The organism is Streptomyces sp. NPDC102283, assembly GCF_044766265.1.
In the GTDB taxonomy this organism is placed as follows: Bacteria; Actinomycetota; Actinomycetes; order Streptomycetales; family Streptomycetaceae; genus Streptomyces.
This window is the reverse complement of the sequence record NZ_JBIWLQ010000006.1, coordinates 82,264-104,841: the sequence shown is the minus strand read 5'-3', so window position 1 is coordinate 104,841 and position 22,578 is coordinate 82,264. Positions and strand designations below refer to the sequence as shown.

20 protein-coding genes and 1 tRNA gene are annotated in these 22,578 nt (G+C 71.6%); 4 read left to right on the top strand and 17 right to left on the bottom strand.

The window, feature by feature from the left end; genetic code table 11:
• Positions 1–81: 81 nt before the first annotated feature.
• On the bottom strand, positions 82–1,596 hold the full coding sequence (locus ACIRJT_RS14010; protein WP_403908392.1) for an MFS transporter: 1,515 nt from the start codon (positions 1,594–1,596) through the stop codon (positions 82–84).
• 244 nt (positions 1,597–1,840) lie between these two features.
• Here ACIRJT_RS14010 and ACIRJT_RS14005 point away from each other — a divergent pair.
• Positions 1,841–1,915: transfer RNA gene (locus tag ACIRJT_RS14005), tRNA-Cys, on the top strand.
• A gap of 65 nt (positions 1,916–1,980) precedes the next feature.
• Here the strand turns inward: ACIRJT_RS14005 and ACIRJT_RS14000 are convergent.
• The 3 genes from ACIRJT_RS14000 to ACIRJT_RS13990 form a co-directional block, all read right to left on the bottom strand.
• Positions 1,981–2,754, bottom strand: a complete 774-nt coding sequence (locus tag ACIRJT_RS14000) for a hypothetical protein (RefSeq protein ID WP_403908390.1) — start codon at positions 2,752–2,754, stop codon at positions 1,981–1,983.
• Between the two features lie 30 nt (positions 2,755–2,784).
• Entirely contained in the window at positions 2,785–3,345 is a 561-nt protein-coding gene (locus ACIRJT_RS13995) for a hypothetical protein (protein WP_403908388.1), read from the bottom strand.
• Positions 3,346–3,516: 171 nt separating this feature from the next.
• A complete protein-coding gene (locus ACIRJT_RS13990; RefSeq protein ID WP_403908387.1) occupies positions 3,517–3,819 on the bottom strand; it encodes a hypothetical protein in 303 nt (100 codons plus the stop codon).
• A 282-nt stretch (positions 3,820–4,101) separates the two neighbouring features.
• Between ACIRJT_RS13990 and ACIRJT_RS13985 the strand changes: the two genes are divergently transcribed.
• Positions 4,102–4,656 carry a hypothetical protein gene (locus tag ACIRJT_RS13985; protein ID WP_403908385.1) on the top strand — a complete coding sequence of 185 codons (555 nt, stop codon included), beginning with the start codon at positions 4,102–4,104 and terminating at the stop codon, positions 4,654–4,656.
• A gap of 31 nt (positions 4,657–4,687) precedes the next feature.
• Here the strand turns inward: ACIRJT_RS13985 and ACIRJT_RS13980 are convergent, their stop codons facing one another.
• From ACIRJT_RS13980 to ACIRJT_RS13940, 9 genes are all read right to left on the bottom strand, one after another.
• Positions 4,688–7,033, bottom strand: coding sequence for a xanthine dehydrogenase family protein molybdopterin-binding subunit (locus ACIRJT_RS13980; RefSeq protein WP_403908383.1), 2,346 nt, complete (start codon positions 7,031–7,033; stop codon positions 4,688–4,690).
• Positions 7,034–7,106: 73 nt separating this feature from the next.
• Positions 7,107–8,762, bottom strand: a complete 1,656-nt coding sequence (locus ACIRJT_RS13975) for a 2Fe-2S iron-sulfur cluster-binding protein (protein ID WP_403908381.1) — start codon at positions 8,760–8,762, stop codon at positions 7,107–7,109.
• Positions 8,759–9,655, bottom strand: coding sequence for an FAD binding domain-containing protein (locus ACIRJT_RS13970; protein ID WP_403908379.1), 897 nt, complete (start codon positions 9,653–9,655; stop codon positions 8,759–8,761). Before ACIRJT_RS13970 ends, ACIRJT_RS13975 begins: the two co-directional genes overlap by 4 nt.
• A 356-nt stretch (positions 9,656–10,011) precedes the next feature.
• Positions 10,012–11,694, bottom strand: coding sequence for a beta-N-acetylhexosaminidase (locus ACIRJT_RS13965; protein ID WP_403908377.1), 1,683 nt, complete (start codon positions 11,692–11,694; stop codon positions 10,012–10,014).
• Between the two features lie 4 nt (positions 11,695–11,698).
• Positions 11,699–12,541 carry a carbohydrate ABC transporter permease gene (locus ACIRJT_RS13960; RefSeq protein ID WP_219614117.1) on the bottom strand — a complete coding sequence of 281 codons (843 nt, stop codon included), beginning with the start codon at positions 12,539–12,541 and terminating at the stop codon, positions 11,699–11,701.
• Positions 12,542–12,615: 74 nt separating this feature from the next.
• Positions 12,616–13,596 (bottom strand): carbohydrate ABC transporter permease, encoded by a 981-nt coding sequence (locus tag ACIRJT_RS13955; protein ID WP_403908375.1) that lies wholly within the window; start codon positions 13,594–13,596, stop codon positions 12,616–12,618.
• 2 nt (positions 13,597–13,598) lie between these two features.
• Positions 13,599–14,903 (bottom strand): extracellular solute-binding protein, encoded by a 1,305-nt coding sequence (locus ACIRJT_RS13950; protein WP_403908373.1) that lies wholly within the window; start codon positions 14,901–14,903, stop codon positions 13,599–13,601.
• Between the two features lie 240 nt (positions 14,904–15,143).
• The gene (locus tag ACIRJT_RS13945) at positions 15,144–15,440 is read right to left on the bottom strand and encodes a DUF3039 domain-containing protein (protein ID WP_006124925.1); all 297 of its coding nucleotides are present in this window, start codon (positions 15,438–15,440) and stop codon (positions 15,144–15,146) included.
• A 121-nt stretch (positions 15,441–15,561) separates the two neighbouring features.
• Positions 15,562–16,122 (bottom strand): YqgE/AlgH family protein, encoded by a 561-nt coding sequence (locus tag ACIRJT_RS13940; RefSeq protein ID WP_403908371.1) that lies wholly within the window; start codon positions 16,120–16,122, stop codon positions 15,562–15,564.
• 286 nt (positions 16,123–16,408) lie between these two features.
• On the opposite strand from ACIRJT_RS13940, the gene murA reads away from it, so the two are divergent.
• Complete coding sequence (gene murA / locus ACIRJT_RS13935; protein ID WP_030589197.1) at positions 16,409–17,749, top strand: UDP-N-acetylglucosamine 1-carboxyvinyltransferase; 1,341 nt, start codon at positions 16,409–16,411, stop codon at positions 17,747–17,749.
• A gap of 128 nt (positions 17,750–17,877) precedes the next feature.
• Here the strand turns inward: murA and ACIRJT_RS13930 are convergent, their stop codons facing one another.
• Positions 17,878–18,708 (bottom strand): AraC family transcriptional regulator, encoded by an 831-nt coding sequence (locus ACIRJT_RS13930; protein ID WP_403908369.1) that lies wholly within the window; start codon positions 18,706–18,708, stop codon positions 17,878–17,880.
• A 49-nt stretch (positions 18,709–18,757) separates the two neighbouring features.
• On the opposite strand from ACIRJT_RS13930, the gene ACIRJT_RS13925 reads away from it, so the two are divergent.
• A complete protein-coding gene (locus ACIRJT_RS13925; RefSeq protein ID WP_403908367.1) occupies positions 18,758–19,252 on the top strand; it encodes a DUF2000 family protein in 495 nt (164 codons plus the stop codon).
• Between the two features lie 31 nt (positions 19,253–19,283).
• On the opposite strand, the gene ACIRJT_RS13920 is transcribed toward ACIRJT_RS13925, so the two are convergent.
• From ACIRJT_RS13920 to ACIRJT_RS13910, 3 genes are all read right to left on the bottom strand, one after another.
• On the bottom strand, positions 19,284–19,844 hold the full coding sequence (locus tag ACIRJT_RS13920; protein ID WP_403908365.1) for a hypothetical protein: 561 nt from the start codon (positions 19,842–19,844) through the stop codon (positions 19,284–19,286).
• A 168-nt stretch (positions 19,845–20,012) separates the two neighbouring features.
• On the bottom strand, positions 20,013–20,294 hold the full coding sequence (locus ACIRJT_RS13915) for an HU family DNA-binding protein (RefSeq protein WP_003968811.1): 282 nt from the start codon (positions 20,292–20,294) through the stop codon (positions 20,013–20,015).
• Positions 20,295–20,670: 376 nt separating this feature from the next.
• Positions 20,671–22,107: an NAD-dependent malic enzyme gene (locus ACIRJT_RS13910; protein ID WP_403908363.1), complete on the bottom strand. Its 1,437-nt coding sequence runs from the start codon at positions 22,105–22,107 to the stop codon at positions 20,671–20,673.
• Between the last annotated feature and the right edge of the window lie 471 nt (positions 22,108–22,578).

The following is a 22,578-nucleotide window of genomic DNA, read 5'->3' as shown; positions in this document are numbered from 1 at the left end:
TCCGGCACCCGACCCGGCCGGGACGCCCGCAGCGCCGGTACCCGACCCGCGGGCGGGCTCCGAAGCCCGCCCGCACGCCCCTCAGCTGCCGTTTCTCTCCCGCACGACGACCCGGGTCGCCACCCAGGCCCCCACCAGCGCCACCCCCGCCATCGGCAGGAACACGGCGGCGAACGCGCCCGGGTGCGAGCCGGCGGCTCCGGCCTCCACCGCCCCGTGCGCGGCCGCGCCCACCGCCCCGCCGCCGAGCGCGGCGAAGGCCGCGCCGCCGCCGGCCAGGAGCAGCACGTTGGAGAGCCCGTCGGAGATCTGGAGGGCGGCGGAGTTGGAGCCCGCCTCCTCCGGGGCCGACAGCTTCAGCAGCAGCACGCTGGTGGAGGCGATCACCATGCCCATCCCGAAGCAGCCGAAGGCCCAGGCGACGGCGACGGTCCAGACCGGGACCCCCTCGATCAGCACGGAGGGCGCGACGGCGATGGAGGCGGCGACCAGCACCATGCCGCTGACCATCAGCCGCTCCCGGTGGGGCTCCATGCGCGGCCGGGACTGTACGAACGAACCGAGCGCCCAGGTCGCCCCGCCCACGGCCAGCGAGAGCCCGGCCATCGTCGGGGAGAGCCCGCGCTGGGTGACCAGCATCAGCGGTACGAAGGACTCGGCGGCGACGAACGATCCGGCGGCGACCCCGCGCAGCAGCACCACCGAGGGCAGCCCGAGCCCCGCCCGTACGGTCCCGGTGGGCAGCAGTCCGCGGACGGCGGGCACCAGCAGGGCGACGCCGAGGGCGGCCGGCAGGAGGGCGAGCCAGTTCAGCTCCTGCCCCGCGTACTGGAGCAGCCCCGCCCCGGCCGAGATCCCCAGCGCGAGCCGGATGCGGCGGCGGTCGTACGGCTCGGTGGCGGCGGCCGGGTCCGCGGGCCCGGAGGCCGTCCGCCGGATCGCCGGGAGGGCCAGGACGAGCGGGATCACGATGAGGGCAGGGATGCCGACGAAGACCCAGCGCCAGCCGAGGTGCTCGGTCACCGTCCCGGAGGCGAGCGGCCCGACGACGGAGGGGATCACCCAGCTCGCGGCGAAGGCCGCCAGGATCGCGGGCCGGATGCGCTCGGGGTAGGCCCGCCCGATGACCACGTACAGGGCGACGATGACCAGCCCGCCGCCGAGCCCCTGGACCGCCCGGCCCGCGATGAAGACCCACATGCTGGTGGCCGCCCCGGAGAGCAGCAGCCCGACGCCGAACGCGGTGATCCCGGTGGCGAGCGGCTGGAGCGGCCCGCGCCGGTCGGCCCACTGCCCGGAGAGGACCATGGCGAACAGGCTGGTGGTGAAGTACGCGGAGAAGGCGAAGGCGTAGAGAGGGATCCCGTTCAGCTCGCGCGCGGCGACCGGCATGGCCGTGCCGACCGCCGTGGCCTCGAACGCGATGAGGAACACCACGGAGACGATGCCGATGCTGAGCGCCCGGTAGGTGCGCCCGAGGACCCCTTCGACGGCTGCGAGGGGGATGTCGGACAGCGGGTCCGGGGAGTGATCGTCGGTCGCGGGCGGCGCGAGGTGTGCGGCATCGGCGCCGTCGCGCGGTTCGAGGGCGGTCATGGGCCCAGCGTAAGGGGCATGGGGCCGTTTGAACCCTGTCGATGTGTGGCACCGCACTCGGCCCTTGGTCGTAGGTCCCGGGCCCCGGCGCCGGCCCGGGTGTGAACGGCGTATGGCAGTCGCGTTGCGGGCCGGCCGGATTCCTTGAGGCGGCGGGCGACGGCCCGTAACGTCGTGGACAGCAAGGAAGCACAGCAGGAGAAGCACCGCAGGAGAACGAGAACAGCGCCACCGCACCACGCTCGACCGTGTGCCCGAGAGGTTCAGGGGCTCGACTGCAACTCGAGTTACACCGGTTCGAATCCGGTCACGGTCTCCATCGCGAAGCGGCCGTCCCCGTCATCGGGGACGGTCGCTTCCGTTTCCGCAAGGCCGGCCGGCCGGTCACTCGCTCCTCAGGGCCTTCATCACCTCGCGGGTGTCGCTGATCAGATCGCCCCGGTAGGCGAGCATCTCAGGCTGGTCCACCACGTCGGGCAGGTCGCCCCTTTCGTTGTCCATGTCCGGAGGAGACATCCAGGAGGACAGGGTGAGCGTCACGACGGCACCGCCGTCCACCACCTGCACGCGCAGGGACTCGTCCTCCATGATCAGCAGATACGCCAGGTCGCCCAGGTCCGGCACGCGCTCCACCCGGTCCACGCCCGTGCCGTCGATCTCCGTCAGCGTGCTGCTGGCCTCGAACTCGGGTCGCGGGTCGGTCTCCTTGTGCAACTCGGCCGTGAGGGAGGCCTGATAGCCGGTGGACCAGCCCGAGGCCTCCTCGCCGTCCGGCGGCCGCTTCGCCGCCACCGTGAAGTCGACGGTGCAGCGGATGCGGCGGAGGGCGGGGTGCTCGATGCCGTCCAGTTCGGTCGACGGCTCGGCCGCCGGCTTCCCCAGCGCCTTGCCGAGCGCCTTCAGCTCCACCGCCGCGCAGGTGTCGGACTCCACGCGGTAGCCCCGCGGGTCGGGCTTCCGGTCGCCGCCGATCCCGTAGCCGAAGACCGCCGTCGCCCACACGGCCGACGCCGTCAGCGCTCCGGCGGCGGCCCACAGCAGCCCCCGCACCCGGCGTCGGCCGCCGCCCGCGGGCCCCTGCCCCGGGTCGAACCCGCTCACCACGTCCGTGGGCCCGCCCGGCCCGGGTTCGCCCACCAGTTCCGGCTCAGTGATCACGCTGCCCCTCCCCTTGGCCCCTGGAACTCCTCACGCCGTGGGCTGCGGATCCGGATCGAGCTTCTCCGGCAGACCACCGTTGTTCGTGCAGCCGAGCCTTTTTGCCACGGCCAGAGACGCGGAGTGCAGAACGGACTGGTTGGCCACCAGATCCTCCACGGCGTCGCCTCGGTCCTTCGCCTTCCCCAACCCTCCACGGACGCGTACCGGGATCCGCCCCGACCCTTCGATCTGCGGGCTGACACACTCGAAGCAGAGACCTGCGGAACGCGTGTTGGCCACCGCTTCCTTGCCGAGCGAGAACAGCCGCGCACCGGCGGGATGCCTTGGGTCACCCACATCCTGAGGCTCATGGACACTGAAGGATATGGCGGTCGCGTCAAGGAAGGAGCCTCCCCTGACGGATATCTCGCAAAGATTTTGCTTGACCAACCAACTATGATCGGAGGCGTACCCCTCTTTGATCTTTTCGATCACCTTGTCCATACCGTCTCCGCCACGCCTCTTGAAGACAGTTCCACCGGCCACGGCCTGAACCGTCTTCTCCATTCGGCCGGCGAACACCCCGCCGCACAGCTCCGCCACATCCACGTAAGGCGACTGAGGCTCCGGCCCCGAACCGCACGCGGTCCCTCCGACGCCGAGAGCCATCACCATAGCCATCGCCGTCAGTGCCTGTCCGCGCCTCGCCACACCTGCGCCCTTCAGTGTTCCGCCCATGCAAGATGTCACCCGGTCTCCGGTGCTGTGCCCTGTTGTTTCTCACGAGCGTTGCCCGTCGAACAGCCGCGGAACTCGGAGTCCTCTTTGGTCGTGTGGTTCGAGGAACTCCTCCAAGGGAGTACGTACCCGCACCTGCCTGCCTGCCATCTGGAGAGGCAGCCCCTCCCGTCGCCCTGACGGAGCGCCGGGAACACCGCACACGACGAGAATTCTCATGCGCGACTGCCCGGTCTCCAGCTCGACGAACACCTCGTCGTTCAACCGTTGCCAGTTCCTGGCGTACTTCGACTCGCTCATCAAATCAACGGTGAATAGGGACCACCCGACCGTCGCCTCGATCACGGCGGATCCGCTATCGTCTTCGACCGGGATGTCGATGCGGCAGGCACGGTATTCGTTGTGCAGCAGATCGCCCTCGGCCGGAGCGCCGTTGAGCTGTGTGGCGCTTCGCTCCGCCGCCGCCGTGCGCAGTTCGGCCCATTCCTTCTCGAACGTCGCGTATTCCCCCGGGACTTGCTGTGCGGACAGCTTCGCCGCAACCGTACGGTCGCGGGCACCGGGCGGACGAGTAGGATCTGAGCCTTTGCTCAGGCATGAATGCAGCGAATACCGTGAGGCGCGCGTATGTTCATCGTCGTCTTCTTGTTCGTCGTAGCCGCGGCGTTTCTCGTCGTCGCCCTGATCGGCCCGTACCGCTTGTACTGGCGGGCACGCCCGCGGGCGGCGGGGCAGCCGTCGGACGCCGCTCTCGCGGTGGGACGGTTCGCCGCGTTCGGGGTCGCCGGGGTCTTCCTCTTCGGAGGGTGTTCGGTCCTGGAGGACACCGACACGGGGGCCTGGAGCGCCGGTGAGGTCAAGGAGGCCGCCGAGGGCGCGGGGGTGGCTCTGGCGGCCGAGTCACGGATTCCCCGCGACGCACAGGACGGTTACGCCTCGCTGATCAAGGCGGAGTTCCTGAGCGTGGGCGAAGGTCAAGGGCCCTCGTACGAGGTCGTCGTGGAGCGAGCCGGCGGGCACGACTACGAGGTCTCGGCCGGCGGGTCCGGCACCGCCGTCTGTCTGCGCGTGACGGAGGCGAAGTCCGCGGGAGGCGGGGTGTTCGTGCCGGGAGCGGACAGCGGCGGCACCTCGATCGCCGCGTACGACCTCACCGTCACCGTCGACGACGGTCCCTGCTGAGCCGGGACCGCCGCCTAGTCGAACCGCCGCGTCAGCCCTTGGGCGCCGCCACCGCCGCCTGCGGCCTGATCGGCAGGCGGTTCACCGGGCGGCCCGTCGCCGAGCGGACCGCCGACGCGACCGCCGCGGGGGCCGTGACGACCGGGACGGCCGAGGCCGGCTTCGCGCCGAAGGGTGCCACCACGTCGCGTTCCTCGACCAGTCTCACGATGCGGATGTCCGGGGCGTCCAGGGACGTCGGGAGCGCGTAACCGGTGAGGTCAGGGTGGCGGATGAGGCCCTTCGCGGTGCGGAGGTTCTCCATGAGGGCGGCGCCGATGCCCTGGGTGATGCCCGCCTCGATGCGGATCGCCAGCTGGGCCGGGTTCAGGACACGGCCGACGTCCTGGGCGACCGCCATCTCGACCACGCGGACGGAGCCGAGCTCGATGTCGACGTCGACCACCGCCCGTACCGCGCAGAACGCGAGGCCGACGAACGCGTCGCCCTGGCCGGACTCGTCCAGCGGTTCCGTGGGGTGGGGACGGCACTGGGCGGTGGCCCAGAGCTCCTTGCCGTCCAACTCCTCGGTGACCGTCGTCGACAGCACCCCGTCGTACGAGGTGATCTTGCCGTCGGCGATCTGGAGCAGCTCCGTGGACATGCCGAACTTGTGGGCCAGCGGCTGGAGCAGCTGGGTGCGGACCATCTTCGCCGCGCGCTCCACCGCCCCGCCCGACACCCAGGTGTGGCGGCCGTGCGTCGCCGGGCCCGCCGGGGGCTGGTCGGTGTCGACGGCGGCCACGTGGACCTCCTCGATGCCCAGGGTCTCCTGGACGATCTGGCGGGCCAGCGTGGTGAAGCCCTGGCCCGTCTCCACGGCCGCGCAGATCACCGTGGCCACGCCGTCGTGGACCCGGACCGTGGCCGTCGAGACCTCGTCCGTGCCCTCGGCCCCCAGCATGTGGACCATGCCCAGGCCGTAGCCCACGCCCCGGCGCACCGCCCCGGGCTCCCCCGCGCCCTCGGGACCGCCCGGCAGCAGCCAGTCGTCCTCCGGGGCGTCCTTGGGGAGAGCGGGGAGGGGGAAGTCGCGGACGGCCTGGAGCAGTTCGGCCACCGGGGCCGGGCAGGTCACCGTCTGGCCCGTCGGCAGGATGTCGCCCGTGGAGAGCGCGTTGCGCAGCCGCAGTTCGGCCGGTTCGATGCCCAGCTTCGCGGCCAGCTTGTCCATCTGGCCCTCGTACGCCGCGCAGACCTGCATCGCCCCCTCGCCGCGCACATGGCCCGACGGCGGGTTGTTCGTGCGGACCGCCCAGCCCTCGATGAAGGCGTGCGGGACGACGTACGGGCCGCAGGCGAACGCCACGGCCGCGGCCAGGGATTCGGAGGAGGCGTCGGCGTACGCGCCCGCGTCCAGGAGGATCTGGGCCTCCACCTTGACCAGCCGGCCCTCCGCGTCCGCGTGGTGGCGGTAGCGCAGGAGCGTGGGGTGGCGGTGGGTGTGGCCGAGGAAGGACTCCTCGCGGCTCGCGGCCAGCTTCACCGGGCAGCCGGTGCGCAGCGCGAGGAGCCCCAGCGGGATCTGGAAGCCCGGGTCCTCGCGGTCGCCGGTCGCCCCCGGCACCCCGGTCACGACGACCTTGACCCGGTCCGGTTCCAGGCCGAAGCAGGCGGCGATCAGGTCGCGGTCGGTGTGCGGGTCGGTGGAGGCGGTGTAGATCTCCACGCCGCCGTCCGGGCGGGGTACGGCGAGCCCGGCCTCCGCGCCGATCGGCGCCGGGTCCTGGCGGCCGATGCGGTACAGGCCCTCGACCACGACCTCACCCGTCGCCTCCGCGTCGCCGTAGCGCAGCGGGATGTGGCGGATCAGGTTGCCGTCGGGGTGCAGGGGCTCCGCCGCGAACGCCTTCTCCGGGTCCGTGACCGGCTCCAGCACCTCGTACCGTACGGCGATGGCGGCGGCGGCCAGCCGTGCCGTGTCCGGGTGGTCGGCGGCGACGGCGGCGATCGGCTCGCCGTGGTGGCGGACCAGGTCGGAGGCGAACACCGGACGGTCCACGACGTGGCGGCCGTAGTTGCTGTCCCCCGGCACGTCCTCGTGCGTGACGACGGCGCGCACCCCGGGCATCTCCTCGGCCCCCGAGGTGTCGATGGACAGGATCCGCGCGTGCGGGTGCGGTGAGCGCAGCACGGCCGCCCACAGCAGGCCCTCGGCCCAGAGGTCCGCGGCGTACGGGAAGGTGCCCTCGGTCTTCGCACGGGAGTCGGCGGCGGGGAGCGACGCCCCCAGGCCCATCCGGGGCAGCTCCTGGTCCGGTCCGCCTCCGGATCCGCCGCTCAGCGCGTCGATCCTGGGCAGGCTGGTGCTGGTCGCGTTGGCCGCGTCGCTGCTCACGCCGCCTCCTTGTCGATCACGTGGTGCTGGTGTCGCGTGTGCCGCTGCTGTGCGGCGGGGCCGCCGGCGTGCCTCACAGCGCCTCTCCCTCGTGCGGGTGGGGTCCCTGCTGCACGCCGCCCGAGCCCGGCTCGGCCTGGTGCGGGACGCGGGCCTCGTCCTGGACCGCCGTGGCCGCCTCGGCGTTCGCCTCGCGGGCCGCGACGACGTCCGCGACGGCGTCGAGCACGCCCCGGTAGCCGGAACAGCGGCAGAGGTTGCCGCAGAGTGCCTGGCGGGTCTCCAGCTCGCTGGGGGCGTGGTTGCCCTCCAGCAGGTCGTGGACGGTCATCGCCATGCCGGGGACGCAGAAGCCGCACTGGACGGCTCCGCAGGCGGACAGGGCGCGCTGGACGTCGGACGGTTCGCCGTCCACGGCGAGGCCCTCGACCGTACGCACCTCGCTGCCCGCCGCCGTGGCCGCGGGGACCAGGCAGGAGGCGACCAGCCGGCCGTCGACCTGGACGTTGCAGGCGCCGCACTCGCCCTGCGAGCAGCCGTCCTTGGCCCCGGCGAGGCCGAGACGCTCGCGGAGCACGTAGAGCAGGGACTCGCCGATCCAGGCGTCGCTGACCGGGCGGTCCACGCCGTTCACATGGAGGAGGTAGGACGCGGACGGGTGTTCGCTCGGTGCGTCGAGGAGGGCGGGGGCGGGGACGGCATCGGCTTCCGGGGCGGCTTCCGGAGTCGCGTCCGGGGCTCCGTCCAGGGCTGTGTCCGGTGCCGCGTCGGGTGCCGCGTCAGGTGCCGTGTCCGCTGCGGCCTCGGGAGCGGGTGCCGCCTCGGGTGCCGCGTCGGCCTTCTCCGGGGCGGGGCCCTCGATGTCGGCGGTGGCGGCGGGCTCCGCGTCCGCCGCAAGGGCTGTTCGCTCCGCCGGTTCGTCCGTCGCCGGTTCCGCTGCCGGCGTCTGCTCCGCCACGGGTACGGGGTCGGCCACCGGCTCCGGTGTGGCCCAGGGGGCGGGCGCACCACCGGGGAGCGTTGCCGGGCGGGCGCTGTCCGCATACCACTGCGGTGTGTGCGCCGAGGCCAGGAACTCGCCCGATTCGTCCGGGAGATCCCCGTCCGCCACCGGGATCGTCCACTGGCCGGTGTGACCGGTGTGGTCCGCATGACCGGTGTGACCGGTGTGGTCCGCATGACCGGCCTGGTCGGCGTGGTCCGGATGACCGGCGTGGTTCGTGTGGCCGGGGTGCCCGGCCTCCGGGCCCCGTGCCTCCGGGGTCGCGGCCGTCTCCGGGGTCGCCGCCTCGCCGAACGCCTCGGTGAAGTTCCACTGGGCCGTGGCGTGCGACGTGTGCTGGTAAGGACCCTGGTAACCGCCCTGACCGCCCTGCTGGTTCGGGTCCGGCCAGTGGACCGCGCCGGGCTCCTGGGCGGCGGCGGTCTCCTGGGCGCGCTGCTCGGCCTGCGCCTGCTGGGTCTGCGTCTGGAGCACCCAACTGCCCGTCGCCGCCGGGTCCAGCCCCGCGGCCGGGGTCAGCGGCAGGATCATCGGGGGGACGTACCCGTGGCCGGGCGCGGCCAGGGGGATGTTCGCCAGGTCCTCCGGCGGGAGGTGGACGAACGCGGTGGCGTCGGCGTCGAACCCGTCGCCCTGCGGCGTCGGCTCCCAGCCGCCGTAACGGGGGTCCGGGCCCTCGGAGTGGCCCTGCTGGTCGTGCTGGTTGGAGGTTTCCTCATTGCTCACGACAGTGCCCTCCCCAGCGCGCGTCGGGCGAGCGCGGCGACGGTGCGCCGCAGGTGCAGTACGGCCGGGGACAGCGGCGGGGCCTCTGTTCCGTCGGCGGGTGGTGCGTGGTCCGGGACGCAGGCCGCGGCGACGTACTCGCCGAAGGCGGCCAGCGCGTCGGGGGCCAGGCCCCGCTCGCCGTCCCAGTCGATCAGCGAGGCGATCCAGCGCTCCGCCTCCAGCGGGCGCAGCGGCATCGGGGCGATGGCGCCGACCGCGCAGCGCACGCCCCGGCGGGCCGGGTCCAGGACGATGGCGACCGAGGCGGTGGCACGGCCCGGACCGGTGCGGCCGGTGGCCTTCAGGAACACCTGCGGGGCGTGCAGCAGCGGTACGCGGACGAAGCCGACCAGCTCCGCGGGCTCCAGCAGTTCACGGCCCGCCAGCAGGTGGGACACGGGGATCTCGCGGCGGGCGCCGTCGGGGCCCGCGATGACCAGCTCGGCCTCCAGCGCGGCCAGCACCGGCAGGGCGTCGCCGGTGGGCGCGGAGGTGACGATGTTGCCGCCGAGCGTGCCGGCGTTGCGGATCTGCGGCGGTCCCGCGGCGCGGGCGGAGGCGGCGAGGGCGGGGATCAGGGCGGCGAAGTCGGGCCGCCCCATGCGGGCATGGGTGAGACCGGCGCCGAGGAGGGCGTGGCCGTCCTGGTAGTGCCAGCCGCGCAGCTCGCTGATCCGGCCGAGGCCGACCAGCCCCGAGGGGCGCAGGAGCCCCTTGTTGACGGCTGCCATCAGGTCCGTGCCCCCGGCAACCGGAACGGCTGCGGGCATGGCGCCGAGTGCCGCCACGGCCTCGTCCAACGAGGCCGGCAGCGTCACCGACTGCATCGCCTGCGGTGCGTGCGTGGTCAACCCAGCTGCCCCTTCCCGGTCTCCCGGCTGTCCCGCCTGTTCCGCCGTACGGTACGTGTTCACAGCCCGGACGTGGCAACTCTGGCACATCTTCCGATCGGACCGTCGCGAGGGTCCGCGAAGGGTGGATCCGTCCCTGACCTGCGAGATGGCCGGGTTTCGCACTTCTTCGGCGGGGAGGGTGAATTGCCACTCTTCAGCGAGGCTTGTGCGACTTATTGCGGTTCGCGGTCTCGCTCCGGCACGTGGGGGCGGGTCCTGTGCCGCGTGCGGCAGGGCTGTTGGGCCCCGGACGCGCGCCGGCCGCGGCGGTCCCGGAGGACGGCCGCGGCCGGGCGGTGCGGTGCGGTGCGGGGTCACACCACGGGCGGCGCTCCCTCGCGCGGGAAGCCGAGGATGCCGGGGCGCTGCTGACGGGGGTACGGGCCGCCCGGCGGGCGGTAGTCCACGCCGAGGGCGTCGAGCCGGGCGTAGTGGGCGCTCATCCGGGCGTCGAAGTCGGCGAAGTCCCGGTCGGCCGGGGCGGGCAGGGCGGACCAGGCGACCTCGGCGAAGGCGGCGAGGCGCGGGAAGACCTGGTAGTCGACGCGGGCCCGGTTCTGCATGACCTCGGTCCAGACGTTGGCCTGGGTGCCCAGGATGTGACGGGCCGCCTCCTCGCCGAGGCCCGGCGGGACGGGCTCGAAGCGGTAGACGTCCTCCAGGCTGCGGACGTACCCGATGGGCATCGGCTCGTCGGGGCCGCCGTCCTGACGGTGGTCCAGATACACCTGCTGCTCGGGGCACATGACGACGTCGTGCCCGGCCTCCGCGGCCGCGATGCCGCCGCCGTAGCCGCGCCAGGAGGAGACCGCGGCCCCTTCGGCGAGGCCCCCTTCGAGGATCTCGTCCCAGCCGATGAGGCGGCGGCCCCGCTCGGTGAGCCAGGCGTCGAAGTGCCGGATGAACCAGGACTGAAGCCCGTCCTCGTCCTTCACGCCGAGTTCGGCGATCCGGGCCTGGGCGAGCGGGGACTCCTTCCACTGGTCCTTGGGGCACTCGTCGCCGCCCATGTGGACGAACGGGGAGGTCTCGGCGGGGAAGAGTTCCAGGACCTCCTCCAGGACGCCTTCGTAGAAGCGCAGGGCGGTGTCGGTGGGGGCGAGTACGTTCGGGGTGACGCCCCAGGTGTCCCAGACGGTCAGGGCGGTGGTGTCGACGACGTCGGTGTTGCCCAGCTCGGGGTAGGCGCTGATGGCCGCCTGCGAGTGGCCCGGGATGTCGATCTCGGGGACGACCCGGATGTGCCGCTCGGCGGCGTAGGCGACGATCTCGCGGATGTCGTCCTGGGTGTAGAAGCCGCCGTAGGGGGTCTCGTCCCACAGGTCGGAGGCCCGGTGGCCGTATTTGGTGCGCGAGCGCCAGGAGCCGACCTCGGTCAGGCGCGGGTAGCGCTTGATCTCGATGCGCCAGCCCTGGTCGTCGGTGAGGTGGAAGTGGAAGACGTTCAGCTTGTGGGCGGCCAGCAGGTCCAGGTAGCGCAGGACGTCGTCCTTGGGCAGGAAGTGCCGCGAGACGTCGAGCATCATGCCGCGCCAGCCGAAGCGGGGCTCGTCCTCGACGACGACCGCCGGGACCTCCCAGGCGCGGCGGGCGGCGAGGGGCGCGCGCCGGAAGGCGTCCGGGCCGAGGAGCTGACGGAGGGTCTGCGCACCCCGGAAGACGCCCGCGGCGGCGCCGCCCGTGAGGCGTACGGCATCGGCTCCGACGGCGAGGCGGTAGGCCTCGGGGGCCAGTTCCTCGTCGAGGGCGAGCACGATGCCGCGTTCGCCCGTGCCCTCGGCCAGCGGCAGTCCGGTGGCCGCGCCGAGGGTGGTGCGCAGCCAGCGGGCGACGCCCTCGGTGCCCGGTGCGGCGCTCAGCGGGGTCTCGTGGCCCAGCGGGTACGGCCCGGAGGGGGCCGGGGCCACGGTGCGCGGGGCCGGGATCAGACCCAGAGCCGCGGTGTCCACGGGCCCCGTGTCGTCGGTGTGCTCGGTGTTCCAGTTCCGGGGTGCCATGCCATCAGTCCTTTACCGCTCCGCCCAGTCCGGAGACGAGGCGTCGCTGTACGAGTACGAAGAAGACCAGTACGGGGATGGTCATCACCGTCGAGGCCGCCATGATCCCTCCCCAGTCGTTCTCGTCCGGTTTGAAGAAGACCAGCAGCGCCATGGGCAGCGTCGACTGGGAGGTGTCGCTGATGATGAACGACTTCGCGAACAGGAAGTCGTTCCAGGTGGTGATGAAGGAGAAGACGCTGGTCGCCACGAGGCCCGGGAAGACCAGGGGGAAGAGGATCTGCCACAGGAAGCGGGTGCGGCTGGCCCCGTCGATGTAGGCGGCCTCCTCCAGTGCCTCGGGGACGGCCTTGACGAAGCCGCGCAGCATCCAGATGGCGAACGGCAGCGAGAAGGCGAGGTGCGGCAGGATCAGCGAGCCGAGCGTGTTCAGCTGGCCGAAGTCCCGCATCAGGAAGAACAGCGGGATGGTCAGCGCCTCCACCGGCACCATCTGGGCGACCAGGAACATGATCAGCAGCGTGGTGCGGAACTTGAAGCGGAAGCGCGTCACGGCGGTGGCGGCGAGGAAGGCGATCAGCGCGGAGAGGATGACGACCGTGCCCGCCACCAGCAGGCTGTTGAGGAAGTAGCGCCCGAAGTCCTGCTGTTCGAAGACCCGGCGGAACGAGTCGAGCGAGGGGGCGAGTGTCCAGGGGCGGGCGTCGGTGGACTGGATCTCCCCGGCCGGTTTGAAGGCGGAGAGCACCATCCAGTACAGGGGGAAGGCGACCGCGACGGCGATCAGCAGGGCGGCGGCCTCGGCGGCCAGCCGGCCGGGCCGTTTGACGCGCAGCAGCCTGGCGATGCCGCCGCCGCGTGTGGTGCCGCTCGCGGGACCGCGTACGGGGCTGTCGCGTACGGGACTGTCGGTCGTCGCGCTCACAGTTCCTCCCCCTGGCGCCTCACCAGGCGCAGATAGACCAGCGTGACGGCCAGCAGGATCACCAGCATCACGACGCCGATCGCGGATCCGAGGCTGTACTGCGAGGACGCGAACGCCTTCTGGTACGCGTACACGTTGAGCACCAGGTTCTGGCCGGCGATGCCGCCGCCGTTGGTCATGACGTAGATCTGGGTGAAGACCTTGAAGTCCCAGATGATCGACTGGATGGTGACGACGATCAGGATGGGCTTGAGCATCGGCGCCATGATGGTGCGCCAGATCCGCCACTGGGACGCGCCGTCCAGCGAGGCGGCCTCCAGCACTTCGGTCGGGATGGCCCGGATGCCCGCGTACACGGTGACCATCACGAACGGGAACGAGCACCACAGGACTTCGAGGAGCACCAGGGCGAAGGCGCTGTAGCGCCCGTACGTCCAGGAGAAGTCGCCGAGTCCCAGCACTTTGTTGACCGGTCCGAAGTCGGGGTCGAAGAGGAAGACCCAGACGGTGGAGCCGGTGATCGCGGGGGTGGCCCAGGCGCCGAGCGCGGCCATCATCAGCGCGAGCCGGGGCAGGGCGCGGATGCGGGTGAGCAGGACGGCCAGTGCGCAGCCGACGAACAGGGTGGAGACCACGCAGGCCGCGGCGAAGACCACGGTGGCCAGGAGGACCTGCCAGAACTGGCTGTCGTTGAAGAGGGTGGCGTAGTTGCCGAAGCCCTGGAAGGTGGTGGGTTCGCCGCCGCTGACCTGGGCCTGGGTGTACTCCAGGAACGAGATCAGGCCGAGCTGGTAGATCGGGTAGACCAGCAGCCCGGCGAGCAGGACGAGCGCCGGCAGGAGGTAGAGCCACGGGGTCCAGCCGGACCGGTTCGCGGGCGAGAGCGACCGGCCGCGCCGGGGCGGGCGGGCGGCCGGGGTGCCGCCGCCCTTCCCGGCCGCGGGCGGCACCTTGAGCGAGGTGGTGTGCGTGGTCATCGTCAGCCCGCGTCGGTGAAGGCCGTGTCCATCTTCTTCGCCGCGTCGTCCGAGGCCTTCGCCACGTCCTTACGGCCGGAGACGATCTCCTGGAACATCGTCGGGAGGATCAGCGAGGCGTCGATCTGGCCCCAGGCGGGCGAGGCGGGGACGAACTTGGCGCCCGCGCCCAGGGTCTGGACGAACGGGGCGACGAAGGGCTCCTTCTTCGCGGCGTTGTCCAGGACGTCGGTGTAGGTGGGCAGGAAGCCCATCGCGTCGAACATCTCGGCCTGGGTCTTCTTGCCGCTGAGCGACTTCATCAGGTCGACGGCGAGGGTGCGGTGCGAACTGCTCTTGAGGACGCCGAGGTTGTTGCCGCCCGCGAAGGCGGGGGCGATGGAGTTCTTGGCGACGCCGGGCAGCGGGACGACGGCGTACTTGCCCTTGACCGCGCCCGCCTCGACGGCCGCGTGGCTGAAGTCGCCGCCGATGGCCATGGCGGCCTTGCCGGAGGCGAAGGCGGTCACGGTGGCGTTGCCGCCCATGGAGGCGCACTTGGCGGCCGGGCAGTTGTCGTCGCCGAAGAGGGAGGTGTAGGCCTCGATGCCCTTGCGGGCCTTCTCGCTGTTGATGCCGGACTTGTACGCTCCGTCGGTCTCGCCCGCGAGTTCGCCGCCGTTGGCCCAGATGAAGGGCATCGCGCCGTAGGTGTACGCGCCGCCGACCGCGAGGCCGTAGAGGTCGGGCTTCGCCTTGCGGATCTTCTTGGCGGTGGAGATCAGCTCGGCCTGGGACTTGGGGGCCTCGATGCCGAGGTCCTCGAAGACGTCGGTGCGGTAGTAGAGGGCCCGGACGCCGACGAAGAAGGGCGCGCCGTAGACCTTGTCGCCGACGGTGACGGACTGCTTGGCGATCGGGTCGGTGTCCTTGGCCTCGTCCCAGGCGCCGAACTCCTCGGTGATGTCCGCGAGTCCGCCGTCCTTGACGTATCCGGCGGTGTCGGAGTTGCCGTACTCGATGAGGTCCGGGGCGCTCTTGGGGTCGTTGAACGCGGCCTTGATCCGCTGTGCGCGGGTGTCGACCGGTATGTACTCGACCTCGACCTTCGCGCCCTTGTGGGCCTTCTCGAACGCGGCGACGGCCGTGTCGACGACCTTCTCCTTGGGCTTGTTGCCGACCTCCTGGAAGAGCCAGACACGGAGCGTGCCGCTCTTGTCGTCACCCTTCGCACTGGTGTCGGAGGTCTGCGGCGCGCAGGCGGTGGCGGTGAGGCCGGCCAGCACAAGCGCCGCAGCCGGGGCGGCAATTCGGGCAGAAAGCTTCATCCGGAACCCCTACCGGTCATGTGTTGCATCATGTGCAACGTGCGTTTCGTTCTGCACAACTGGCAGGAGAGTAGATCCGCGTTCCGGCGACGACAAGTGGTCTCGACCACTCTGTGACCCGCGGATGCAGCCCGTGCAACGCGACCAAACCGTCACCGGGAGTGACCGGGGCAAGCAGAAGGCCCCCGGGGCGCGCGGTGTCGCACGCCCCGGGGGCCTGACAGCAGGTGAGGTCCGGACCTACTTCTTGTCCTTGCCGCCGCCCTTGCCCTTGTCCTTGTCGCCGCCGGCGCCCATGGACTCGTAGATCTCCTTGCACATGGGACAGACCGGGTACTTCTTGGGGTCGCGCCCCGGTACCCAGACCTTCCCGCACAGCGCGACCACGGGAGTGCCCTCCAGGGCACTCGCCATGATCTTGTCCTTCTGGACGTAATGGGCGTAGCGCTCGTGGTCGCCGTCGCCCCTCGACACCTGCGGCGTCGGCTCGACGAGGGTCCCCGTACCTGCCCCGCGATCGGGCTCAAGAGTGCTCATAACCGCCAAGGGTACTGAAAGAGGCGGCCTCCGGTTGAGGGAAGGGTCACCCCGGTCGAGCGGAGGTTCGTCCCTACAGTTGAACGATGGGGCGCCCCTCGGCCGAGCGACGGTTCGTCGCTCAGTTGAGCGAAGGGTCGTCCGGATACGTGGCGATCATCGCCAGTTCGCTGCGCTGACGGCGGAGCACCGCGCGCCAGAGCCGTTCGGGGCGCGGGGAGGACACGTCACCGGGCTCCGACTCGACCACGTACCACGCGCCCTCGTTCAACTCGCCCTGCAGTTGACCGGGGCCCCAGCCCGCGTATCCGGCGAAGATCCGCAGCGAACCGAGGGCGGGGCCCAGCAGCTCGGGCGGGGTCTCCAGATCGACCAGGCCGATCGCCCCGTGCACCCGCCGCCAGCCGAGCGGACCCTCGTCGCCGGGGATCACCGCCACGCCGAGCGCGGAGTCGAGCGAGACCGGGCCGCCCTGGAAGACGACGTCCGGCTCGCCGGTCAGGGCGGCCCAGGACGCGAGGATGTCCCCGACGCCGACCGGGGTCGGGCGGTTGAGCACCACGCCGAGGGAGCCCTCCTCGTCGTGGTCGAGGAGCAGCACCACCGCCCGGTCGAAATTCGGGTCCGTGAGGGCGGGCGCGGCCACGAGCAGCCGCCCTGTGAGCGAGGACACCTCCGTCATGGCAGGAATGATCCCGCATCTTCACCCTCCACGGGGGGTGAGTGACCGTGATGCCGCCCTCAGGAGAGCGAGCGCAGCTCAGGGCGCACGGAGGCACGGGGAGCGCATCGCCGCACGGGGCGCGGTGGGCCATCCGGACGGTAACCCTCCGCAAGATCGGATGCGCGGAGGGTGTTGTGGCGGATTCATGACGTTCGTACACCCCCCTTCGTCTTGGGGATGGAGGGTAGGAGGCCATTACCCTTTTCGTTGGCCCCCTGCCCGACCACTCCGGAACGCGAGATACATGACCGGCACAGACGATGTCCTGCTTGTCCACGGCGGAACCCCGCTGGAGGGCGAGATCCGCGTCCGAGGCGCCAAGAACCTGGTGCCGAAGGCCATGGTCGCCGCGCTGCTCGGCAGCGGGCCCAGCCGCCTCCGCAATGTTCCCGACATCCGTGACGTACGGGTGGTCCGGGGACTCCTCCAGCTCCACGGCGTCACCGTCCGCCCCGGCGACGAGCCGGGCGAACTGATCCTCGACCCCTCGCACGTCGAGTCGGCGAACGTCGCCGACATCGATGCCCACGCGGGCTCGTCGCGCATCCCGATCCTGTTCTGCGGCCCGCTGCTGCACCGCCTCGGCCACGCCTTCATCCCGGGCCTGGGCGGCTGCGACATCGGCGGCCGGCCGATCGACTTCCACTTCGAGGTGCTGCGCCAGTTCGGCGCGACCATCGAGAAGCGGGCGGACGGCCAGTACCTGGAGGCCCCGCAGCGGCTGCGCGGCACCAAGATCCGGCTGCCGTACCCGTCGGTGGGCTCCACCGAGCAGGTGCTGCTCACCGCCGTCCTCGCCGAGGGCGTCACCGAACTGTCCAACGCGGCCGTCGAGCCGGAGATCGAGGACCTCATCTGCGTACTGCAGAAGATGGGCGCGATCATCTCCATGGACACCGACCGGACCATCCGGATCACCGGTGTCGACCGGCTCGACGGATACACCCACCGGGCGATCCCGGACCGCCTGGAGGCGGCTTCCTGGGCGTCGGCGGCGCTGGCGACCGAGGGCAACATCTATGTGCGCGGCGCCCAGCAGCGCTCGATGATGACCTTCCTGAACACCTTCCGCCGGGTCGGCGGGGCCTTCGAGATCGACGACGAGGGCATCCGTTTCTGGCACCCGGGGGGCGCGTTGAACGCCATCGCGCTGGAGACGGACGTGCACCCCGGCTTCCAGACGGACTGGCAGCAGCCCCTGGTGGTCGCGCTGACGCAGGCCGCGGGCCTGTCGATCGTCCACGAGACGGTGTACGAGTCGCGGCTCGGCTTCACCTCCGCGCTCAACCAGATGGGCGCGCACATCCAGCTGTACCGCGAGTGCCTCGGCGGCTCCGACTGCCGCTTCGGCCAGCGCAACTTCCTGCACTCGGCGGTCGTCTCGGGACCGACCAAGCTCCAGGGCGCCGACCTGGTCATCCCGGACCTCCGGGGCGGCTTCTCGTACCTGATCGCGGCGCTGGCGGCGCAGGGCACCTCCCGGGTGCACGGCATCGATCTGATCAACCGCGGTTACGAGAACTTCATGGAGAAGCTGGAGAAGCTCGGCGCGAAGGTCGAGCTGCCGGGCGGTTCTCTCGTCTGACCGTCCCCGTGCGCCGTGAAGGCCGCTCAGTGCTGCCGCACACAGCACTGCGCACCGCGCAGTTCCCGCGTGAGCGGCCCGCCGCCCCGGCTCCGGACTCGGAAGCCGGGGCGGCGGGCCGTCGGGCGTCAGAGGGGCCCCTGAAGGCCGCGAGAGCGGGCATGGCGGGCATAGCGGCCCGGAGTGGTGCCCGCGATCCGCTTGAAGTGCCGGGTGAGGTGGGACTGGTCGTGGAAGCCGACGGCGGCGGCCGCCTCGCCGGGCGGCATCCCGTCGAGCAGCAGGCGGCGGGCCCGGTCGACGCGGCGGGACGTCACGTACTGGTGCGGCGCGATGGCGTACGCCGCGCTGAAGGCCCGTACGAGATGGGTGGGGTGCGCGTGGACCAGCCGGGCCGCCTCGGCCAGGGTGACCCCCTCGCGCAGCCGGTCGTCGAGGAGCTCGCGCAGATCCCGTGCGACGCCCCGACCGGGCACCGGGCCCGCCGGGAGGCCACCGGGGCGCAGGTGCACCCGGAGCCGCTCGCCGACGAACGCCAGACGGCTCTCCGCCTCGAACGCGTCGCCCGGGTCGGCGAGTGCGGTGTGCAGCCGGCCGACACGGGCGCGCAGCAGCGGGTCGGCGAGGTCGGGGGTGTCCACGGCGGGTCCGACGAGGCGCGCGTCGAGGTGCGTCATGTCCAGGTAGAGCACCCGTTTGCGGAAGCCGTCGGTGGTCGCGGGCGAGCCGTTGTGCGGGACGCCGGGCGGCAGCAGGCTCACCGTGCCGTCCGGGGTGGAGTGCTCGTGGCGGTCCAGGTCGTAGCGGACGGCGCCGTCGTCGACGATCAGGAGCGTCCAGGCGTCGTGGACGTGCATGGGGTAGGCGTGCTCGGTGAAGCGGGCGTGGAGGACCTCCACGACGCCGGCGACGGCCGGACGCCAGGCCGCGACGTCCCTGATCTCCTGCCGCGGCGCCACGCCAAGAACGTACAAGACCGCGCCCGGGTCCAGCGGCCAGTCTCGAACCATGAGAAACACGCACGAGACCGAGACCGGGAGCGGGACCGATACCGGGACCGGGGGCGGGATCGCGGTGGCCGGGAGCGTTCCCGTCCGCTTCGACACGAAGGTCGCGGTGCTGCTCCGTGACGACCTGGAGTCCTGGCAGCGCCTGAACGTGACCGCCTTTCTGGTCAGCGGCCTGGGGACGGCGGTGCCCGAGGTGATCGGCGAACCCTACGAGGACGCCGACTCCACCGCGTATCTGCCGATGCTCCGGCAGCCCGTGCTGGTCTTCGAGGGGGCGAAGGAGACGGTGAGCGCCGCGCACGCCAGGGCGCTGTCCCGGTCGCTGGCGACGGCCGTGTTCACCGCTGACCTCTTCGGCACGGGGAACGACCGGGACAACCGCGCGGCCGTACGGGCGGTGGGGCGGGACGCGCTGGATCTGGTGGGCCTCGCCGTGTACGGGCCGCGCAACGCCGTGGACAAGGTCCTCAAGGGCGCGCGGATGCACCCCTGAGCCCCGGGGGCCGGAGCGGAGCGCCCCGGGCTCAGTACAGGCCGGAGAAGATGCCGGGGGAGATGACGCCCAGGGCGGCGAGCGGCCCCGCCAGTCCGATGACCGCGAGCGCCGTGGTCATGGCGAGGGACAGGAGGAACAGGAGGACGGCGAAGGCCAGCGTGCCGGCGGTGCGGCGGCCGACCTGGGCCGTTTGCCCGGGAGCCGCCGGATCGTAGAGAACCTCCACCCGCTGCGCGGATTCGTAGCTGTCCACGAGGCGGTGGGTCCGCCCGTCGAGGTCGGCGTACTCGTAGGCGCCGAAGGGCTGCCTGCGCCCTTCGGCCAGGACGCCGCGGGTGCGGAGCCGCCACGCCTCCTGGATCATCTCCCGGCTTGCCGTCACGCCGTGGCGGACCGGAACCGCCACGAGGCCGAGCGACCAGCACGCCAGTGCCAGGTACCACTCGTACGCGCCGAGAAGGGCGGCCAGCAGCATCGCCGCGGCTGCCAGGAGGCAGAGCGACACCGAGAGACGCACAGCGTTACGCCTCCGGCCGGATTCCACCGGGCGTGCATCCGCGTCCATGGGCGGCAGAGCGTCCGAGGTCATGGGGGAAGACTAGGGCCCCCGCACCATGCCCGGGCGGCTGCGGGCGCCCGGGCCGACGCCCGGAGGGACGCCCCGCGGAACCTCCCGCGGGGCGCATGTGCCTCCGGCATACGCGAGGGCGGCCACTCCTGGTCGGGAGTGGCCGCCCTCTGTTGCGCCGTCGAGCGGTTACTTGCCCTTGGCGGCTTCCTTGAGCTTCGAGCCCGCGGAGACCTTCACGCTGTAGCCGGCGGGGATGTTGATCGGGTCGCCGGTCTGCGGGTTGCGAGCGGTGCGAGCGGCACGGTGGGTGCGCTCGAAGGTCAGGAAGCCGGGGATGGTGACCTTCTCGTCGCCCTTGGCGACAATCTCACCGACGGTCTCGGCGAGCGCGGCCAGCACGGCGTCGGCGTCCTTGCGAGTCACCTCGGCGCGGTCGGCCAGGGCGGCCACCAGCTCACTGCGGTTCATGTTGTTACTCCCGTGTTCTTCTTGCCTGTGAGGCGTGAGATCGAAGCCGATGCTGCCAGGGCCCTCTGACAGTCCCCGGACCCGGGTCTGATGTCAGACCCTCTCGCCCGATTACGCATCCTGCCCCCACCAGCGGCGGGAAAGCCAATCCGGAACCCTTCGGGGTCAATGAAAAGCGCCACGGTTTGCTCGTGGTGACGCTCCGTCGACTTGGCCGAGCGGTCCGCAGCGGATGCCGGGCCCCGCAGGGCCCACTGCCCGCCCACCCTAAAGGGGCGTTTGGGGCGCCGCGACCCGCGACGCGCCGTACGGCACGGGCGGGTGCGGCCCGGGGTGTCCTGCGGGTGCCCCGTGAGGGGCTGTCGAAACGCTGGAGTCAGACGGATGTGGAGGTGTCCGTGCCGGCGCCCGCGGCGGCCTTCGCGGCGGCCCGGACGGCTCCGGCGACCGCGCCCGCCACCTTGTCGTTGAAGACCGAGGGAATGATGTAGTTCGCGTTGACCTCGTCCTCGGCGACCACGTCGGCCAGGGCGCCGGCCGCGGCGAGCATCATCTCGGTGTTGACGGTGCGGGACTGAGCGTCCAGCAGGCCGCGGAAAACACCCGGGAAGACCAGCACGTTGTTGATCTGGTTGGGGAAGTCCGAGCGGCCGGTGGCGACGACCGCCGCCGTCTGCCGGGCGATCGCGGGGTCGACCTCGGGGTCCGGGTTCGCGAGCGCGAACACGATCGCGCCGTCCGCCATCGCGGCGACGTCGTCACCGTTCAGCACGTTCGGGGCGGAGACGCCGATGAAGACGTCGGCGCCGACGACAGCCTCCTTGAGGGTGCCGGTGACGCCCTCCGGGTTGGTGTTGTCGGCGATCCAGCGCAGCGGGGAGTCGGGGTCCGCCGCGACCAGGTCCTCGCGTCCGGCGTGCACCACACCGTGGATGTCGGCGACGACGGCGTGCTTGACGCCGGCGGCGATGAGCAGCTTCAGGATGGCCGTACCGGCCGCTCCCGCGCCGGACATGACGACCCGTACGTCCCCGATGTTCTTGCCCACCACGCGCAGGGCGTTGGTGAGGGCGGCCAGTACGACGATCGCGGTGCCGTGCTGGTCGTCGTGGAAGACGGGGATGTCGAGGGCCTCGCGGAGCCGGGCCTCGATCTCGAAGCAGCGCGGCGCGGAGATGTCCTCCAGGTTGATGCCCGCGAAGCCGGGGGCGATGGCCTTGACGATCGCGACGATCTCGTCGGTGTCCTGGGTGTCCAGGCAGATCGGCCAGGCGTCGATGCCGGCGAAGCGCTTGAAGAGGGCCGCCTTGCCCTCCATGACGGGCAGCGAGGCCATCGGGCCGATGTTGCCGAGGCCGAGCACCGCGGAACCGTCCGTCACAACTGCGACGGAGTTGCGCTTGATGGTGAGGCGGCGCGCGTCCTCGGGGTTCTCGGCGATGGCCATGCAGACCCGGGCGACGCCGGGGGTGTAGATCATCGACAGGTCGTCACGGTTGCGGATGGGGTGCTTGGACGCCATCTCGATCTTGCCGCCGAGGTGCATGAGGAACGTACGGTCGGAGACCTTGCCCAGCGTGACGCCCTCGATGCCGCGCAGACCTTCGACGATCTCGTCGGCGTGCGAGGTGGAGGTGGCGGCGATGGTGACGTCGATCCGCAGCTTCTCGTGGCCCGAGGCGGTCACGTCGAGGCCGGTGACCGAGCCCCCGGAGGACTCCACGGCCGTGGTGAGCTGAGAGACCGCGGTGCCGCTCGCGGGCACCTCCAGCCTGACCGTCATCGAGTACGAGACGCTGGGCGCCGTTGCCATGGCCGAGTCCTTCGCTTCCTGAGCTTCATTGCCGCACATCCGGAACCTTCGTTCCGGACATGCTTCCCGATCGTCGCACCTACCGGCCGGTAGCCGGTAATGGCTGCCGCCTTTCGGAAAGTAGTTTCCACCATACGAGAAACTACCCGTTCGGCGGAACCCCCAACGGGACCCGAACCGGTCCGGGTGGGTCCGTGGGACGGAGCGGAGCCCGGGAGGCAGGGAACAGAGCCCGGGGCGGAGGGGGCGGAGCCCGGGAAAACAAGAACAGACCCGCGCCACCAGCAGGTGACGCGGGTCTGTCTTCTTCGGTCTGTCTTCTTCGCCTGGGTGGCACCGACCCGCCATGCTCGCCTCGCGGCAAGTGGTCGCTCGAAGCGACGAAGGTTGGGCCCGGGGGCTTGGATCGAGTCGGTGCCAGTACCAAGGTAACAAACACCCCGGAGAAGTGATTCCCGCGCGCCGGGTTGA